At 39.1% G+C, this 16,380-nt stretch carries 14 protein-coding genes; 9 read left to right on the forward strand and 5 right to left on the reverse strand.

Going from position 1 to position 16,380, the window contains the following annotated elements:
- The first annotated feature begins 131 nt into the window (after positions 1 to 131).
- Complete coding sequence (locus tag ABJK37_RS06600) at positions 132 to 770, forward strand: 1-acyl-sn-glycerol-3-phosphate acyltransferase (protein WP_348351337.1); 639 nt, start codon at positions 132 to 134, stop codon at positions 768 to 770.
- Positions 760 to 1,998, forward strand: a complete 1,239-nt coding sequence (locus ABJK37_RS06605; protein WP_348351340.1) for a cystathionine gamma-synthase family protein — start codon at positions 760 to 762, stop codon at positions 1,996 to 1,998. Before ABJK37_RS06600 ends, ABJK37_RS06605 begins: the two co-directional genes overlap by 11 nt.
- A gap of 138 nt (positions 1,999 to 2,136) precedes the next feature.
- Here the strand turns inward: ABJK37_RS06605 and ABJK37_RS06610 are convergent, their stop codons facing one another.
- Both ABJK37_RS06610 and ABJK37_RS06615 read right to left on the reverse strand, forming a co-directional pair.
- The gene (locus ABJK37_RS06610; protein WP_348351342.1) at positions 2,137 to 2,529 is read right to left on the reverse strand and encodes an OsmC family protein; all 393 of its coding nucleotides are present in this window, start codon (positions 2,527 to 2,529) and stop codon (positions 2,137 to 2,139) included.
- A 7-nt stretch (positions 2,530 to 2,536) separates the two neighbouring features.
- A complete protein-coding gene (locus ABJK37_RS06615) occupies positions 2,537 to 3,385 on the reverse strand; it encodes a S1-like domain-containing RNA-binding protein (RefSeq protein ID WP_348351344.1) in 849 nt (282 codons plus the stop codon).
- A gap of 150 nt (positions 3,386 to 3,535) precedes the next feature.
- Between ABJK37_RS06615 and ABJK37_RS06620 the strand changes: the two genes are divergently transcribed.
- Positions 3,536 to 4,405, forward strand: a complete 870-nt coding sequence (locus ABJK37_RS06620; protein ID WP_348351346.1) for an aminotransferase class IV — start codon at positions 3,536 to 3,538, stop codon at positions 4,403 to 4,405.
- Between the two features lie 38 nt (positions 4,406 to 4,443).
- The gene (alr, locus tag ABJK37_RS06625; protein WP_348351348.1) at positions 4,444 to 5,541 is read left to right on the forward strand and encodes an alanine racemase; all 1,098 of its coding nucleotides are present in this window, start codon (positions 4,444 to 4,446) and stop codon (positions 5,539 to 5,541) included.
- Positions 5,542 to 5,557: 16 nt separating this feature from the next.
- Here the strand turns inward: alr and cmoB are convergent, their stop codons facing one another.
- Positions 5,558 to 6,529, reverse strand: coding sequence for a tRNA 5-methoxyuridine(34)/uridine 5-oxyacetic acid(34) synthase CmoB (gene cmoB / locus ABJK37_RS06630; protein ID WP_348351350.1), 972 nt, complete (start codon positions 6,527 to 6,529; stop codon positions 5,558 to 5,560).
- A 145-nt stretch (positions 6,530 to 6,674) separates the two neighbouring features.
- Complete coding sequence (gene cmoA, locus ABJK37_RS06635) at positions 6,675 to 7,409, reverse strand: carboxy-S-adenosyl-L-methionine synthase CmoA (RefSeq protein WP_348351352.1); 735 nt, start codon at positions 7,407 to 7,409, stop codon at positions 6,675 to 6,677.
- Positions 7,410 to 7,670: 261 nt separating this feature from the next.
- On the opposite strand from cmoA, the gene ABJK37_RS06640 reads away from it, so the two are divergent.
- From ABJK37_RS06640 to ABJK37_RS06660, 5 genes are all read left to right on the forward strand, one after another.
- Positions 7,671 to 8,306, forward strand: coding sequence for a response regulator transcription factor (locus tag ABJK37_RS06640; RefSeq protein WP_348351354.1), 636 nt, complete (start codon positions 7,671 to 7,673; stop codon positions 8,304 to 8,306).
- Positions 8,307 to 8,312: 6 nt separating this feature from the next.
- On the forward strand, positions 8,313 to 9,314 hold the full coding sequence (gene add / locus ABJK37_RS06645; protein ID WP_348351356.1) for an adenosine deaminase: 1,002 nt from the start codon (positions 8,313 to 8,315) through the stop codon (positions 9,312 to 9,314).
- Positions 9,315 to 9,601: 287 nt separating this feature from the next.
- Complete coding sequence (locus ABJK37_RS06650; RefSeq protein ID WP_348351358.1) at positions 9,602 to 11,761, forward strand: ATP-binding protein; 2,160 nt, start codon at positions 9,602 to 9,604, stop codon at positions 11,759 to 11,761.
- A 6-nt stretch (positions 11,762 to 11,767) separates the two neighbouring features.
- A complete protein-coding gene (locus tag ABJK37_RS06655) occupies positions 11,768 to 12,202 on the forward strand; it encodes a response regulator (RefSeq protein ID WP_348351360.1) in 435 nt (144 codons plus the stop codon).
- Positions 12,199 to 13,281 (forward strand): ATP-binding protein, encoded by a 1,083-nt coding sequence (locus tag ABJK37_RS06660; RefSeq protein WP_348351362.1) that lies wholly within the window; start codon positions 12,199 to 12,201, stop codon positions 13,279 to 13,281. Before ABJK37_RS06655 ends, ABJK37_RS06660 begins: the two co-directional genes overlap by 4 nt.
- A gap of 18 nt (positions 13,282 to 13,299) precedes the next feature.
- Here ABJK37_RS06660 and ABJK37_RS06665 read toward each other — a convergent pair whose 3' ends face one another.
- Positions 13,300 to 16,326: a CheR family methyltransferase gene (locus ABJK37_RS06665; protein ID WP_348351364.1), complete on the reverse strand. Its 3,027-nt coding sequence runs from the start codon at positions 16,324 to 16,326 to the stop codon at positions 13,300 to 13,302.
- Between the last annotated feature and the right edge of the window lie 54 nt (positions 16,327 to 16,380).

Here is a 16,380-nt window from a genome sequence, read left to right on the forward strand (position 1 = left end):
ATTATGGGGCCAACTCGTGACCAACCAAGCAGGTCAAAAAATTCGGGCGCTTAACACTTTGTTTACACTCGACAAAATAGATTACATAAGCGACCATTTGCCTAGTTTAAATTGCATAAGCCAAGAAAGAAATGCTTGATAATGTAAATACGCCTATTCTTTGTGATCAAGTACCTAGAATAGGTAATAAATTTAGCCAATGGTTGGGTGCTAGCGTATTAAAATTAATGGGGTGGCGGTATCACGGAGCATTTCCTTGTTGTTCAAAGATGATCATCGCTATCGCACCACATACATCTAATTGGGATTTCGTGATTGGAATTGCTGTCGCGTTCAATTTGCGACTAAAGATTTCTTTTTTCGGTAAACATAGTCTTTTTATACCACCTTTTGGCGGCCTTTTACGACGTTGGGGCGGAATTCCCGTGGAGCGCACTAGCAAACATGGTGTCGTTGATGACATGGCTAACAAGATAAAGGAAGCTGATAAGATGGTGTTGTGCATCGCGCCAGAAGGTACTCGCAGCCCTGTTTTACCGTGGAAAACAGGGTTTTTACATATCGCCAACAAAGCTAATGTTCCAGTGTTTTTGGTAACCTTTGATTATAAGAAAAAACTTATCGAGTTTGGTCCAATGCACAATATAAGCGACAATACCCAAGATGAGCTCAATAAAATTTATCTGCACTTTAAAAATGCACATGGTAAATACCCCGAAAAAATGATCACTAAATTAGCGTCCCCCGTGGAGATAGATATTGAAAAGTAAAGGTTTTACCACCCGTTTGGTGCATGCCGATAGGTTACTGAATACACCTGAAAATGGTGCCGTACATCAGGCTACGAATAACTCGGTGTTATTTGAATATAAAGATGCGCAGGGTTTGGTGGATGTTTTTCAAGGTAAAAAGGCGGGCCATGTATATTCTCGTTCGTCTTCAGGATCAAACCTCGCATTGCAAAATATCCTGACCCATTTAGAAGGTGGAGTAGGAGCAATCACTTTTGCCACAGGCATGGCAGCCATAACGGCTACAATGTTGAGCTTGTTCAAAAGCGGCGATCATTTAATTGTGAGTCATTTTTTGTTTGGTAACACCCGTAGTTTTGCGGAAACCATGCAAACATTGGGTATTGAACTGAGCTTTGTTGACGTGACTGATGTTCAAAACGTCGAAGCTGCATTCAAGGTAAATACAAAGGCGGTTTATTTAGAAACTATTGCTAACCCTGTTACGCAAGTGGCCGACTTAGGTGCAATTGGTCAACTATGCGAGTCGAAAAAAGCGTTATTCTTGATCGACACTACTATGACACCAGCTAATATTTTTGATGCCAATGCCGTTTTGGCCTCGTTAACTATTAGTTCTTTGACTAAATACATTGCAGGTCACGGCAATGTATTAGGCGGAGCAGTGGTGGATACAGGTTTATTTGATTGGGGTGGATTCGACAACATTTTACCTATGTACCGCGGCCCAGATAAATCTCAGTGGGGACTAACGCAAATTAGAAAAAGAGGCCTTAGAGACATGGGGGGAACCTTGTCTCCTGACTCGGCCCATGCCATTTCAATTGGCCTAGAAACCTTAGTATTACGAACTAATAAAGTATGCGACAACGCGATGCGTTTGGCGTCCTATTTACATAACCATGAAAAAGTGTCAGCTGTATATTACCCAGGGTTGGCCGACCATCCTCAACATTTTTTAGCCAGAGAGTATTTTAATGGTTATGGTGGTATTTTAAGTCTAGATTTGCGGGACGGCATAGACCCAATTGAATTCTTAAATACGTTAAATCTAGTGATATGTGCTACTCACTTAGGTGATACTCGGACCTTAGCGCTGCCCGTAGCCTCGACTATTTATTTCGAATGCACAGCTAAAGAAAGACAAGAAATGCGAGTTAACGATAATATGATCAGAATGTCTATCGGTATTGAAGATATCGATGACATAGTCGCAGACTTTGAACAGGCATTTTGGCAGTTTTAAAAAGCGTAAGCGTTTTGCTTTTGGAGGCCTTTTCAGGGGGCTTTTTTGCAGTCAAATATGAGTTTTTGGCTCGATGGGATTCGAGCCAAAAATAAACGAGGTAATCCTAATGCCTAGCGTACTCCCCCAGATCCTAGCTTAGATTAATTCATAACTTGTCGTAATTTCAACATTCCCCGTCAGCATCAACATGACCGAGCAATATTTTTCAGCCGATAGTTGTACCGCTCTAGCGACGTTTTTTTCTACTAATCCTTCGCCTTTAACTATGTAGTGTGCATGGATGGCAGTGAAAAAGCGTGGTGGCTCTTCCGCTCTTTTGGCTTCAAGCTGACAAACACAATCATCGACTTGTTTTCTGGATTTCTTAAGGATGTCCACCACGTCAATGGAGGAGCAGGCACCTACTGATAGCAAAACAGATTCCATTGGCGTCATGGTTTCGCCGTTGCCGTCTAAGTCTAGGGTATGTCCAGTCTCTGTTTTACAGCTGAATCTTAGGTTTTCTTGCCAACTAACGGTTGCTTTCATTTTGCCTCTACTTCTTAACTAGCGTGATTTTTGTTTTGTCTAGGAGTATACGTTTTTGCTTAAACAAGGAACCCAGCGCCTTTTTATAGACATTTTTGCTCACTTTAAAACGTTTCGATATTTCAACTGCGGGACTTTTGTCGGTTAGGGTTGATAAACCTTCGTGGGCAATTAAGTCTTCTATAATTTGTTCTTCCAAAGCATTGCGCGCCGAAGGATCATGAAATTGAAAACATAAGTCTATTTTGCCATCTTCGCGAACGCGTTTGATATACCCTTTTACTGAATGGCCCACCTTAATCGGCTGGAAAACTTCGTCTTTAAACAACAAGCCCAAATGCGACCCATTAATTATCGCCTTGTAACCCATGTCAGTCTTGGCACATATTAACAGTTCAACTTCTTGCTTAGCCTCAAATGTTCCGCCTTCTTCGCATGACTCTTCATATAAAAAATCTTTGAGCTTAGTGGACGCAGCTAGTCTTCCGGTTTCTTCATCACAAAATACGTAAACCACATAAGACACACCTTCAGACATAGGGTAATCTTGTTCGTTAAATGGCACTAACAAGTCCTTTTCCAATCCCCAATCGAGGAAAGCGCCTACCTTAGTAATACTCACCACTTTTAAGTAGGCACAATGATCAACAAATACCTTAGGACGTTTGATAGTGGCGATAAGCCTGTCATCACTATCATGATAAATAAATGCGTTTACCTTATCGCCTAGTTTACAGCCTAAGGGCGCATTTTTAGTAGGCAGTAAAATTTGGCCTTTTTCACCAGCGTCTAAATAAAATCCGAATGGCACTTCATTCACGACTTCTAGGGTATTGAACTTTCCAACTTGCGGCATGTTTGACTGATTATCTGTAACGAAATTATATGCATATTGTAACTGACCCGAAGATTAAGAAATATAAAAACAATGTGTTTTTTGTTAAATGCATGGATTTATTCATGGCATAATCAGACCATAAATTATAGCTTCTAAACTTGGTGTTTTATGGCAATTGATAACAATATCGTATTTTTAAATGGTGAATTTGTACCCATGTCTGAAGCTAAAATCTCACCTTTGGATCGTGGGTTTCTGTTTGGTGACGGTATATATGAAGTGGTACCTTCTTATGGTGGCCAGTTAGTGGGGTTTGCTTTACATATTGAACGTATGCAAAACGGTCTCAATGCGATTGGTATTAAATTAGAAATGGGCGTAGATGATTGGCGTGACATAGCCATTAAGCTTATGGAATCATCTGGTAAGGGTAATCTTGGACTGTATTTTCATGTGAGTCGCGGCGCTGATACTAAACGTTTCCACGCTTATCCTGAGCATGTGCAACCTACAGTGTTCGCCTATGCTTTTGAGATCCCCGCAGCCACTACAGCGGATAAACAAGGTGTAAAACAATATAAAGTAACCAGTACCGAGGACTTACGTTGGAAGCGCTGCCAAATTAAATCCACCTCTTTGCTAGGTAACGTGATGCATTTCCAGCAAGGTCAGGATGTGGGAGTCCAAGAAACTATATTGTTTAATCAACACAAAGAGTTGACGGAAGCCAGTGCTTGCAATGTGTTTATGGTTAAAAACAATGTAGTGATAACACCGCCATTAGATAACCAAATACTTCCTGGTATTACGCGCCATATGTTGTTAGATATTTTGCGCAAAGACGGTAGTTTTCAAGTGCAAGAAAGAGCGCTAAATATGACTGAAGTCCGAGATGCGGATGAATTATGGTTAACCAGTTCTAGCAAAGAAATTGCCCCTGTAGTTGAGTTAGATGGCCAGCCAGTGGGCAATGGAAAAGTGGGGGATATTTGGCAAAAAGCGCAGAGCTTGTATTCCGCCAACAAGTACCTTTATTAAACACGCTCTTTTCATAATAACTGGAATGTAAAACCTGTATGTCTCGACCTGCCAGAATCATTATTGACTTAGCGGCTATTCAGGCCAATTTTCGATTTGCACAAGCCCTTGCACCGTCATCTAAAACGGTGGCAGTGGTTAAAGCCGATGCCTATGGGCATGGGTCTGTTGAGGTGACAAAAGCATTGGAGCAACAAGTTGATATGTTCGCGGTGTCTTGTCTCGAAGAAGCGATGGTTTTGCGAGAAAATGGTTTGATAAAGCCTATTTTATTACTCGAAGGATGTTTTGAAAAAACGGAGTTAAATGTAGCTTATGATAATCATTGTGAGTTGGTTCTACACAGCCTTTCGCAATTAACTCATTTGCTTAACGCTACATTTGCAGGGCCAATCAATGTTTGGTTGAAAATCGATACCGGCATGCACAGATTGGGAATTTCCCTAGAAGATGTTGAATCTAGCTACGAGAAGTTAAAGGCATCGGAGAAGGTTAAAAATATCCTTCTTATGACACATTTTGCGTATGCTGATGAGCTAAGTGGGGAGTACACAACTAAACAAATTAGACTGTTTGAACAATGTATTCAGCCAATAATAACTAACGCTAAACAAAAAGTGGCATTAAGCATGGCCAACTCAGCTGGCCTATTAGCTTGGCAGCAAACTCGATTAGATTGGAATCGACCAGGGATTATGTTGTACGGGTTGAGCCCATTTGATGTGCCTCAAGGGCAAGCCGAACAACTTATCCCAGCCATGACTTTCGAATCACAAGTGATAGCCTTGCGAGAAGTTTCAACAGGTGAGTCTGTCGGTTATGGTTGCACATGGAAGGCGCAACGTCCTTCAGTTATTGCCACCATTGCAGTGGGATATGGTGATGGCTATCCGCGTACGGCAGAATCCGGAACACCGGTGTTAATTAATCATCAACGTGCGCCATTGGCGGGCAGGGTATCTATGGATATGATTAGCGTTGATGTTACCGAACTTACCAATGTTAAAGTGGGTGATACCGCGCAGTTGTGGGGCAAAGCGTTATCAGCCAACGAAGTAGCTAGTTGGGCGGGCACTTCTGGTTATGAATTGGTAACCCGCATGCCTAGACGTATTACTAGGCATTTTGTTGATTAATATTAACCCATATGGATTAAATTTCAGCGACTAAAACAGCTCGAAGAGGCGCAGGGTATCCTTCAATGGTTTGGGTTGGGTCATTTGGGTCAAGAAAATCCACTAAGGACTGACTGTCCATCCACTCAGTTGCCCGTTGTTCTTCAGTTGTTGTTGCGGCTCTATCGACCACTCTAATATTTTTGAACCCGACTCTTTGCATCCAAACTGTTAGCGCTGCAGTACTGGGCAAGTACCATACATTACGCATTTGTGCATAACGTTCGCCAGGCATAAAGACAGTCTGTTCATCTCCTTCAACAACCAAGGTTTCTAACACTAGTTCACCCCCCTTACGAAGCTGGTTTTTTAGCTGATACAAAAAGTCAATGGGGCTACGCCTATGGTAAAGTACACCCATGGAAAACACTGTATCAAAGGCTTTCAGTTCTGGCAGTTGTTCAACTCCTACAGGAAGTAGGTGAATACGAGGATCTGGGTTAAAGTGTTTAATTGCTTGGAATTGCATTAAAAATAGTTGTGAGGGGTCGGCTCCAACCACCATTTTGGGGTCTTGACCCAACATTCTCCACATATGATATCCACTACCACAACCTACATCGAGAACGTACTTATCTTTGAGATTTTTTATGTGAGGCACCACGCGCTCCCATTTCCAATCTGAGCGCCATTCTGTATCTAAGTGAATACCATGCAATTGAAAGGGCCCTTTACGCCAAGGCATAAACTGTTTGAGTAAACCTGCTATTTGTTTTTGGGTATATTCAGTGATTTCACTTCCATCACCGAAAGCAACTTTGTCTTTTAGGTTGACGGAGTTTGTTGAAATATCCGGGAGTTTGTTAAGCAGTTTTACCCATTTATTAAAATCGCCATGCAATTGCTCTTGTTGCCATGTTGCAATTTGCGCTGGCAACACTTCAAGCCAGTGACTTAAAGGTGAATCTGCGATATGTTTATAAAAATTATTAAACCAAGTAACAGCCAAGTGGCCTCCTAAAAAGCAGCTTTGAGCTACGAGCTATTAGCCGCGAGCTTAAAGATTAACAACAAAAAATTAATTTTTTTCGTTTAAATGACGCAGTTTTTAGTTAACTGCAAACCTGATACAAAACATTTTGCGAAGCTCGAAGCTATTTCCCCTTTATTGCTACCATTGACGCAAAGTTAAAACAGGTAAACCAACGCACCACATCGCTAAAACCGACTTGTTTCAATCGTTCTTTATGTTGCTCAAAGGTTTCGGTACGCATTACATCTTCTAATGCGGAGCGTTTTTGACTAATTTCAAGTTCGCTATATCCGTTTCTGCGTTTAAATTCATGATGAAGGTCAATAAGTAAATCATTGCCTAGTTCAGTGTCATGACTGAGTTTTTCAGATAACACCAAAACGCCGCCCGAATTCAAACCAGAATAAATTTTTTGAATGATATCTAAACGTTGTTCCGGCGGAATAAATTGCAGGGTAAAGTTCATTACCACGCAGCAGGCGTTTTTAAGATCAATGTTTTGTATGTCATCACATATCACATTGATAGGAGTGGCTGATTTGTAGGATTGAACATGTAACTTACAGCGTTGCACCATGGCTTGTGAATTATCAATAGCCAAGATCTGGCAGTTTTCACGTTGAATATATTTGCTTGCTGCTAAGCTCACTGCACCTAATGAACACCCTAAATCGTATATATTGGTTTGTGGTTGCGCATACCTAGCGCATATTTGACCAATGGTATCAATTATAGTGCTATAACCGGGGACTGAACGCTGGATCATGTCAGGAAAAACTTCGGCTACCGAATGGTCAAAACAAAATTCAGTGATTTGTTGTGGCTGAGAATAAATGGTATCTTTACCGTCTTGCATCGTGGCGCTGTGACCTAAATAGAAATATCTCGCAATTCTACCTGCGCAATCTAATCCAAGCAATTTCCTTTGTTATCTTCTTGATTACACTGTTATTCTTTATTAGAAATTAAGTTATTTAAGGTAATGTCATTAAAATAGAGCAGAAATCAATCACAGCATTTGAAATGATAAAAAATGTAAGTTAATCCTTCAATAATTAAGACTAAAGTATTAGTCTTAATTATTGAAGAAGAACAATAGAATATACAGGTAGGTTTAGTGGCGAAATTTTTAATAGCAGATGATCATCCTTTATATAGAGAAGCCCTAATTTCAGCGCTCAGTCCACTTTTTGAAAAGATTGATATTGTTCAAGCTGATAGTTTGGATTCGACCCTAGAGGCGTTACAACATAATACTGATTTTGATTTAGTATTGTTAGATTTGAATATGCCAGGCTGCGAAAATTTTTATGGTTTGTTACGTGTCTCCCAAGACTTTCCCAAGGTGCCAGTCGTTGTCGTATCGGCGAGTGACTCTATTGAAGTCATCTCAAAAGTTATTAATTTAGGCGCCAAGGGGTTTATTCCCAAAGCGACTACTACGCAAAGCATCGCTAATGCCCTAATACAAATAATGGACGGGAAAAGTTGGTTGCCCGAGGGTGTCGAGATTTGTATTGAAAAAGATACACCAGTGCTCGACGTTGCAAAATTAGTAGGTGAATTAACCCCAAAACAATTTCAGGTATTAAAACTTTTACAAGATGGCCTACTTAACAAACAAATTGCCTATGATTTGAGCATAACTGAGGCAACTGTAAAAGCACATATAAGTGCTGTGTTTAGAAAGCTTAATGTCAATACTCGTACCCAAGCAGTATTACTATTAAAACACTTGGATGTACCAGATTAAAGAGTCGTGATAAATACTGACTTTCCCCTAACCGATTTACATCGACATCTAGATGGAAATATTCGAACCTCAACTATTTGGCAACTTGCTGAAGAGTTTTCTATTCCGTTAGAGCAGAAAAATCTTCAAGAATTAATCGATGCCACTCAAATCAAAGTAAAAACAACCGATCTTTTAGCGTTTTTGAAAAAGATGGAATTAGGTGTTTCGGTGTTGGCGTCAGAACAAGCTTGTTACCGTATTGCCTACGAAAATGTTGAAGACGCTAAGCTAGCCGGCTTGACGTATGCAGAATTGCGGTTTTCACCTGTATTTATGGCCAAAGCACACAATCTTTCCATTGAGCAAGTGGTTGATGCAGTGGTTGCCGGTTGTAAGGCAGGAAGTCAAGCTTTTGGTGTTCCAGTTAATTTAATTGGCATACTGAGTCGCAGTTTTGGTGAAAAATCATGCTACCAAGAGTTACAAGGATTGCTTAGAGCAAAAGACGATATCGTCGCTTTAGATTTAGCAGGTGATGAAAAGGGGTATCCGGCTAATAGGTTTAAAGCGCACTTCAGTTTAGCCCGCGATGTCGGATGGAGTATCACAGTCCATGCTGGTGAGGCTGATGGTCCAGCAAGTATTCTCGACGCGATAGAGATACTCGGAGCGACAAGAATTGGTCATGGTGTTACAGCGTGTGAGGATGCAAATTTAATGGATTTCATGGCAAATAATGGGATCAGTATTGAGTGTTGCTTAACGTCTAATTTCCAGACTGGAGCCTGCACTGATATTGCTCAGCACCCCATTAAAACCTTTATCGAAAAGGGGATAATAGTCACATTAAATACTGACGATCCTGGAGTATCAGGTATTGAGATTGCCGATGAGTACAAGTTAGCGCGAGAGGTAGTTGGGTTAACATCTGCTGATCTTAGGCAGATCCAGTTGAATGGAGTTGAAGTTGCTTTTATGTCTGATGGTCTGAAGAAAGAGATGTTAGATTTAGGCAATTGCAGGTAATTAAAAATCTAGTATTCACTAAAGGTGTTTTTTTAGCTGGTTTAGAAGGCGTGTTTTGGAGCTTAGCTATTTAGTTTTCTGTTTCATCTGAATCCGGTTGTAAGCTACCGAAATTTGCTGCAACAGATTTAATTGAATCGTCTACTAGCATTTCAGTTATGATGTTTACTCGTTCCGATTATCAAATATAAACTAAATCTGATAACGATAAGGCAATAATTATTAGCAACAAAAAATAGGGATATTGTAAATGGAACGCTGTAAATTTTTGATTTGGCCACTTTTTTGTGAATAAATTCCATTTAAGTAAAGTGGGTTATTTCATTGGGTGCATTTTAGTCTTAGTACTTGGCCTCACGACGCTTTGGTATAACTATCTAGCTATATCTAAGCAAGTAATCAATGAAACCAGTGCCTCTTTAAACTTGCAATCGGCCCTAAAAGGCTCCCTTATAGAACAAACCCTGCTTAATAGTATTCGTCATACAGGCTTTATTTATGCGACGCCTCCGATTGCTGGGATCACTCGAGCATTACAAAATTCGGGCATTGACCCTCTTCAAAATACGCATTACGAGGTTTGGGTAGAACGACTAGAAACCATTTTCTCAGCGTATATCAAAAACAATCCGGATATTGTGCAAATTCGTTTTATCGGTAAAACAGATCAGGGCCGCGAGTTGGTGCGCGTACACAGAATAGGTGACAAGATTGAAGCTGTTAGGGGGGCTGAATTACAGCAAAAGTCTCAAAGAAATTACTTTCAGCAAGTACAGATTTTACCTGCTGAACACCTATATATTTCAGAAATTACGCTTAACCGAGAATATGGAAAAATTGAACAACCCGCTTGGCCGACTTACCGCATTGCACAACCGGTATTCGATGCTCAAAGTCGGTTTTTTGGATTTGTGATCATTAATTTTAATGCACAATTATTGCTTGATAAGTTGCCATTACATACAAAATCTTATTTGGAGTTATTTTTGTTGAATGAGAAAGGCCAATACTTATTGCATCCTAATGAAGAACTGGCTTTTTCTTTTGAGTATGGTGCTCTTGATAATTGGAACAAAGATGTTCAGCAAATTTCATCAAAACAGCAATTTTTATCCGACGTTCAAACCGTTAAATTTAGTACAAACAAACGCATCTACAATGTGAGTCAATATCCTGTCAAACTAACCGTTACTTCACATGTGCCTCCATTGACATTGATTGCAGCTATTAATCAAGAACAGGTGAATAAGCTAATTCTAGAACGTTACAATACGTCCATTTTATTGAACATAGTACTGATATTGTTGGCGTTTGTGTTTTTAACATTATACCGTTTATATAGCCATGCCAGTTTTTTACGGTTAAAAGTTCAAGCCGAATTTGAGGCTATCTTTCAAGGCTCTAGTGACATCATAATCAGTATTAATAAGGATGGACAAATTGACTCTTGGAATCACGCTGCTTTAACTTTCTTTGGCATTGATGCAGTTAACATAAGAAATATTACTATTGAAAAGTTAGTCAAAAATCCTTCTGCATTAGCTGCAATTAAAAACCAAATCAAGGCCATATATAAGAATCAAAAGGTTGATTCTTTGGAATTGCAATTAAGTTCTTCGCAAAAGGTAAATAAAGTCATGTCAGTGGCCTTTTCGCCAGTCAATGTAGGCAATTCGGCTGTCTCTGCTGTATCTGCCATATTTCGGGATGTTACCGATTCCAGTTTACTCAGAGAATCGCTACTAGATACTAATGAAGAACTGGAATCCCGGAATCAAGAAATGCAGGCTTTTGTATATACGGTTTCTCATGATCTTAAATCCCCTTTGGTAACCATTGGCGGCTTTACTGAGCGTATCTTAGATTCTGCAGGTGATGCACTCGATGATAAGAATCGCCATAGACTATCGCGTATTAAAGCAAATGTAGAACACATGACTCGGTTGCTCGCTGATTTACTTGATTTAGCTCGTATTGTTAGGCAAAAATTGGAATATGATAGTTGTCAATTAAGCACTTGTGTAGAAATAGCACAACAATCTTTAAATCAATCAATTATGGCTTCAGGTGCACAGTTCGAACTTGAAAATGGTGACAAATACTTAGAGGTTAACGCCCAGTTACTTATTCAATGTTTACAAAACTTGTTTTCTAATAGTATTAATTACGCAGACCTAAACAGATCTCCAAAAATTAAGATTGGCTATTATCAAAGAGATAATTTGAATTGTATCTTTGTGTCTGATAATGGTATTGGTATAGATAGGAAACATCATCATAAAATATTCAAGATTTTTGAACGGCTCGATGTTGGCAATGGAAGTGGAGTAGGTTTAGCTATAGTGAAAACTATCATGGATAAACATCTGGGGTGGATCGAGCTCGAATCATCAATAGGTGAGGGCAGTACCTTTACTCTTTGCTTCCCTAAAAATACGGATAAATAGTGACTGATGAAACCATTACATATAATAGTAGCTGAAGACAATGATGATCATGCAGAAATGATAATTGAGGCATCACAAGATTATAATCCTCATAACAAACTCGTTCGGTTTTGTAATGGGGACTTATTAATTTCACACTTACAGTCATTGAAACAACAAAATATTGCCAAGCCCCTTTTTCCCGACTTAATTCTGTTAGATATTAAAATGCCTTTAATTGATGGCTTAGAAGCACTAAGGATAATCAAAGCCGATCCCGCGATTAAACACATTCCCATTATGATGGTCAGTACTTCAGAAAATACATTGGATATTGAACAGAGTTATAAAGATGGCGCTAATAGCTATATAGTTAAGCCCTTTGATTACACCGACTTCGCCAAAAAAATCTGTGATGTAAACCGCTTTTGGGCTGATGTTAGCGAGTTACCAAAAATATGAAAGTACTATTAATTGAAGACAATCCTGATCATCTTGAACTAATCAAAGAGTGTTGTTTAGGTGCTTTTGCTGATGATTGCCAGATCGATATATTTACGATGCTGTCTGCAGGATTGGAAGCCCTGCATGTAGGTGATTTTGATATCGCTTTAATCGATCTTTGTCTGCCAGACTCTAATATTGAAAACACGACTACTGCCTTAAAAGAGCTAAAAACGACAGTACCTATAATAGTGCTAACTTCATTGCAATATGATGATGTGGGGCAACGAATGATCAAAGATGGCGTCCAAGATCTATTGCCTAAAGAAAGCCTTCATCAAACTCTACTGCAACGCATGGTGCTCTATGCAATTGAGCGCAAACATCATCAAGTGGAACTTGAAAACCGAACGGTTAATCAACAAACGTTTTGCCGTAGTTTATCTCATGATTTTAAAGCGCCCATTCGTAATGTAGGACAACTGACAGGTTTGCTTAAAGAGCAATTAGCTGAGCGTGATGTGTTAGACAGTGATGACCTATTTTTATTTGAAAATATTGAAAGCAGGTTACAAACCATGAATTATTTAGTTGAAGGTTTGTACGACTATATTTTAACTGACCATATTGCTGCGGGAAACGAAGCGATAGATCTGAATCAAATTATCACTGAACTACAACAAATATTGTCGAGTGACAATAAAATTAATATTTCCATTAAGTCTCACAGTTTTCCTCCGATTAAAGGTAACCGAGCACAAATTTTTATGCTGATGCAAAACATCTTAGAAAATGCGATTAAGTATTGTGATGTAGACCCAATCATCACTATTACTCATGCCAATATCAATAAAAGAGCAGCCTTAAATGCAGTTTTATCTCACCAAATTAAAATTTGCGATAATGGGATAGGAATCGATAATCGATTTATCAATGATATATTCGAGCCTTTTCGTAGGCTACATAGTGATTTTGAATACCAAGGTACCGGACTGGGACTCAGCACGGTTAAACGCATCATGAATAATCACAAGGGTGAGGTTTCAATCCAAAGTGAACAAGGAAAAGGTACTTGCATCACTTTGGAGTTTCCCTAAAACAGTCAGGCGTTTTAACTAAACCAGCTTTTGAAGATATGCTTCTGTTTTTTTGTGTCTTAATGAATATCTAATGCTACGATCCAACAAAGCTGGGGTGATATCGATTTTATCAATTACATCGTAAATACCCAATTGAATCGCACTTTCGGTTAACTCATCATTGACTTCACCTGAAAATAGAACAAAAGCAGGGCGAACTGTTGTTTGATTTAACTCCCGCACTAACTCCATGCCATCATATCCACCGAGCCTATAATCAAGTAAGCATAAGTCAATATGTTGCTGTTGTAGTAAATCCTTGGCAGCATTAAAGCTGGTAACCGTATGAATTTTATATAATTCCTTTTTCTTATTAAGAGAGCTTAACGCAGCTTTAATGGCTAACAAATCTACTTCATTATCATCCACCACTAATATATCGAATAAATCCTCATTGGTAGTGAAATTTATCGACATAATATCTTTCAGTTCTGCGTAGCTATTCGCTAAATTCGTTTTCAAAATTTGCATTTGACTGGTGTCGGTTAAAGAAATAACACAGCCCTGAGCAGTATTTGACTTATCCATATAAGGAGCGAGTTTAATTAGCATTTGACTTTTGTTATGAGTACTAATCTCTTTTTCGATGGTGATTTCATCGTTAATAACAGATGAAATTTCTTTCAATAAACCATCATATTTCAAACTGTGGGAAATATGATGGAAAGGTCGACCAATATCAGACTCGATTAAATTTATGTGCTGTTTAGCAATAGGAGAAAAACGCCTAATAACCATCGCATCATCTAAAAAGATAAAGCCTATGTCAGCAGACTTAATTATGTTTTCAATATCAAGATTGACTTTGGTGGTTTCTTCTATTTGCTCCTGATACTCGCTATTAACACTGTATAATTCTTCATTTACTGATTGTAATTCTTCATTGGTACTTTGTAATTCTTCGTTCGACGCCATCAACTCTTCATTGGTACTTTGCAACTCTTCATTGGTGGTTTCTAGCTCTTCTATGGTGGCGCTTAAATGATATTGATTGTGGCGTAAGGCTTCCTCAAGGTCGTTAATTCTATGTTGAGGCTCTACATGATCATCATAAGGCACACTCAATTCTTTTACTGGAGAACTAAGAGTAGAAGGGCTTAGACCGATAGCTACATAAGTATGACTATTTTTGGTGCCAGGCACATACAAAGCGACTAGATCTACAGATGTGTCGATACCATTTACAGATTGATACTGTATATCTTTGAAACGTACCGCTTCTTTTAGCTTCACTGCCTTGTGAATGGCTGTAGTCACTGCCATTGCTAAACCTTCGAGCAAATAATCTCCAATTTTTGAACTGAAGCGACCTTGCTGCAACGGTTTTGTGTACGGCTGTAAATCACCGTATAAATGTATGACTTCCAATTGCTCACTCATAATCACACAGGCAGGAATAAAGTCATTAATCAAGGCCTCCAATGCTGGCATGTGACTAATTTCTTTTGGTTGTTGGTAATGACTTAATATTCGCTCAATACTTGGAGGGCTTTTACGCTCTCGACTGTTTCTATTTGCGGGAATAGTAAATAAATCATTTACCCTATGAATAATTTGGTCTTTTTGATAAATACGATAACGTTCATTGACTGGTTTAAAGTTCTTTTGAAAATCACCCAGTGTTTCAGAACTCCCTAAAAATAAATACCCGTCTTTACGTAATGCAAATTGCATCATCGACAACACATTTTGTTGGGCTTTTGCTTGAAAATAAATCATTAAATTGCGGCATACTACCAACTGGCAGCTAGAAAATGGCGGATCTTTGAGTAAGTTATGATTTGCAAACACCACTAATTGTCGTAATTCTGATGATACTGTGTATCCGTCATCACTTTGTACGAAATAGCGCTCTAATCTTTCAGCATTCACATCTGTAGCAATATTGTTGGAAAATAAGCCAGAGCTTGCTTCTTTGATCGCATTGGCATCCACATCTGAAGCGAAGATTTTAATTTCGTGTCCACTCTTACGACGTTGACGTTCTTCGTCAAACAACATTGCGATAGAGTAGGCTTCTTCACCACTTGAACAACCAGCGGTCCAGACGCGGATCATTTCATTGCTAGGTGTATTATCAAATATATTAGGGATCACATGATGTTGCAGGCAATCAAATGCTTCCACATCTCTAAAAAAATGTGTTACCCCAATTAACATTTCTTTAGTGAGCGTTTTTGCTTCTTGTGGGTGTGCGATCAGGAGTTTTAAGTATTCTGATAAGTCTTCAATATCATGGATTCGCATCCGTCGTTCAATGCGTCGTTTAACCGTATTGGGTTTGTATAGCCCAAAATCAATATCATGATTTTCTAACAAGTGGGCATAAATTTTAGTCAACGTTTCTTCATCAAACTGACTAATAATTGTCGCACTTGTCTTTTTGGGTTTGTTCTCTAAACCTAACACTTTAACTAAATAGGTTGGAATGTCTGCTGCAGACATGATGGCATCGACTATTTCAGTTTGTATCGCACATAAAGGCATACCATCAAACTGTGCTTGTTTAGGATCTTGCACAATGATTAAGCCGCCTGCTTCTTTTACATCCTTAATGCCGCGGCTCCCATCACTGCCTGTACCAGACAGAATGACAGCTACGCTTCGATGTTGTGCGGCCGCAGCAACAGAACGGAAAAATACATCAATAGGAAAGTTGCTGCCTTGATGGGGAACTTGATCTACTAAAATTAATTTGCCTTCCGCCATTAACATATTGGTTCTTGGAGGCATTAGATAAATAGTATTTACCTCTATTTCTATACCATCGGTCACAGTACAAATTTTTAGATCAGTACGCCGCTGTAATAGCTGATCCATTAAGCTATCGAAATCAGGAGATAGGTGCTGCACTATCATATAAGCCATGGGGGCATTTTTTGGCAAAGCGGAAACAAATTCATTTAATGCTTCTAAGCCACCCGCAGAAGCGCCTACAGCAACACAAAAAAGTGGCTCTGTTTTTTGATTGTTGGGTGTCTCATTACTGCTAATATTTGCCATAGTATCCTTCAATTTATGCAACTAGATATAATTACTTTTTGTTCTGCGAAATAC

This window comes from Paraglaciecola sp. (assembly GCF_039964565.1).
Lineage (GTDB): Bacteria > Pseudomonadota > Gammaproteobacteria > Enterobacterales > Alteromonadaceae > Paraglaciecola.